The sequence below is a fragment of the Microvirga sp. P4_G7 genome (assembly GCF_056401005.1).
This window is the reverse complement of the sequence record NZ_JBFUKD010000808.1, coordinates 1-1,464: the sequence shown is the minus strand read 5'-3', so window position 1 is coordinate 1,464 and position 1,464 is coordinate 1. Positions and strand designations below refer to the sequence as shown.

At 61.2% G+C, this 1,464-nt stretch carries 1 protein-coding gene and 2 pseudogenes; all 3 read left to right on the top strand.

The features are described 5' to 3' along the window. Nucleotides 1-222: pseudogene (glnQ, locus tag AC1DT3_RS20890) on the top strand (glutamine ABC transporter ATP-binding protein GlnQ); the annotation flags it as partial. Nucleotides 223-305: 83 nt separating this feature from the next. Continuing rightward, nucleotides 306-1,343: a Gfo/Idh/MocA family protein gene (locus AC1DT3_RS20885; RefSeq protein ID WP_477467114.1), complete on the top strand. Its 1,038-nt coding sequence runs from the start codon at nucleotides 306-308 to the stop codon at nucleotides 1,341-1,343. Nucleotides 1,344-1,363: 20 nt separating this feature from the next. Then, nucleotides 1,364-1,464 (top strand): annotated as a pseudogene (locus tag AC1DT3_RS20880) (shikimate dehydrogenase); the annotation flags it as partial.

Here is a 1,464-nt window from a genome sequence, read left to right as displayed (position 1 = left end):
ATGGTGAAGGAAGTGCTCGACACCATGATCGGCCTCGCGGAGGAGGGCATGACGATGATCTGTGTCACACACGAARTGGGGTTCGCGCGCCAAGTGGCCGATCGCGTCATCTTCATGGCGAGCGGCTCGATCGTCGAGGAGGCGCCGCCCGCGCAGTTCTTCAGCAATCCGAGCCACGAACGCACCAGGAAGTTCCTCGGCGACATTTTGCGCAAGCACTGAACGAGGCTGACAGAAGCTACCTGAGACGATCCAGCAGATGGCAGCCGCAATCTTACGACGATCGGTCTCGCTAGGAGCCATCGATGAAACCAGTCAAACTCGCAGTGATGGGAGCCGGTCTTATCGGCAGTCGCCATGCCGATCACATCGCTGGCGAGCGAGGTGCAGAGCTCTGCGCCATCGTCGACCCTTCACCGATCGGCCGGGAGCTCGCCGGGAGGTTGGAAGCACCCTGGTATGAGAGCTTCTCCGAGGCACTTGCAGCGGAACGGCCGGATGGCGTCATCGTCGCCACCCCGAACCAACTGCATGTGGAAAATGGGTTGGAAGTCATTGCGGCCGGCATCCCGGCGTTGATCGAGAAACCGATCGCAGACGGCGTTGTAGGCGCTACACGTCTCGTGGAAGCGGCGGAGAGGGCAGGTGTCCCGCTTCTGGTCGGCCACCACCGCCGCTACAATCCGATGATCCGCAAGGCCAAGGACATCATTGAGTCAGGAAGGCTTGGACGGGTGCTGACACTCGCAGCGCAGTTCTGGCTGATGAAGCCGGATGACTATTTCGACGTCGCTTGGCGGCGTGAGGTGGGGGCCGGCCCGGTGTACTTGAACCTCACGCACGATGTCGATCTGTTCCGCTATCTCTGTGGTGAAGTGGTCTCCGTTCAAGCCCAGGAATCGAACGCGGTTCGCGGGAATGCCGTCGAGGAGACCGCGGTCATCATCCTTCGTTTCGCCAGCGGCGCGCTCGCCACCATCAATGTTTCCGACTCGGTCGTCGCGCCGTGGAGCTGGGAGTTGACCACCGGCGAGAACCCTGCATATCCGCGGCAGGACCAGTCCTGCTACCAGATCGGCGGTACCGAAGGCGCACTCACAATTCCGCAGCTCGAACTCTGGTCGTACCCGGACAAGCGGAGCTGGTGGGAGCCGTTGCGCCGCGAGCGCGTGCATTATGTACCCGATGACCCTTTGACACTTCAGATCCGCCATTTCTGCGACGTCATTCGCGGCGAAGCGACGCCGTTCGTCTCCGGCCGCGAAGGGTTGAATACGCTGAAAGTTATCGAGGCTGTGAAGCGCTCGGCCCGCGACAGCGCGGCCGTCGCCATCGCCGCCTGAACGGAAAGACAACGTCCATCATGATCCGTGGCACCACAAGACTCATCGCCCATCTCGGCTTTCCAACCGAGACCTTCAAGGCGCCGATGATCTACAACCCCTATTTCGAGCGGGAGAAGAT

What these genes read in the sequence shown, in the direction of transcription:
- AC1DT3_RS20885 (WP_477467114.1), top strand. Translation starts at nt 306, where the DNA reads ATGAAACCAGTCAAACTCGCAGTGATGGGAGCCGGTCTTATCGGCAGT.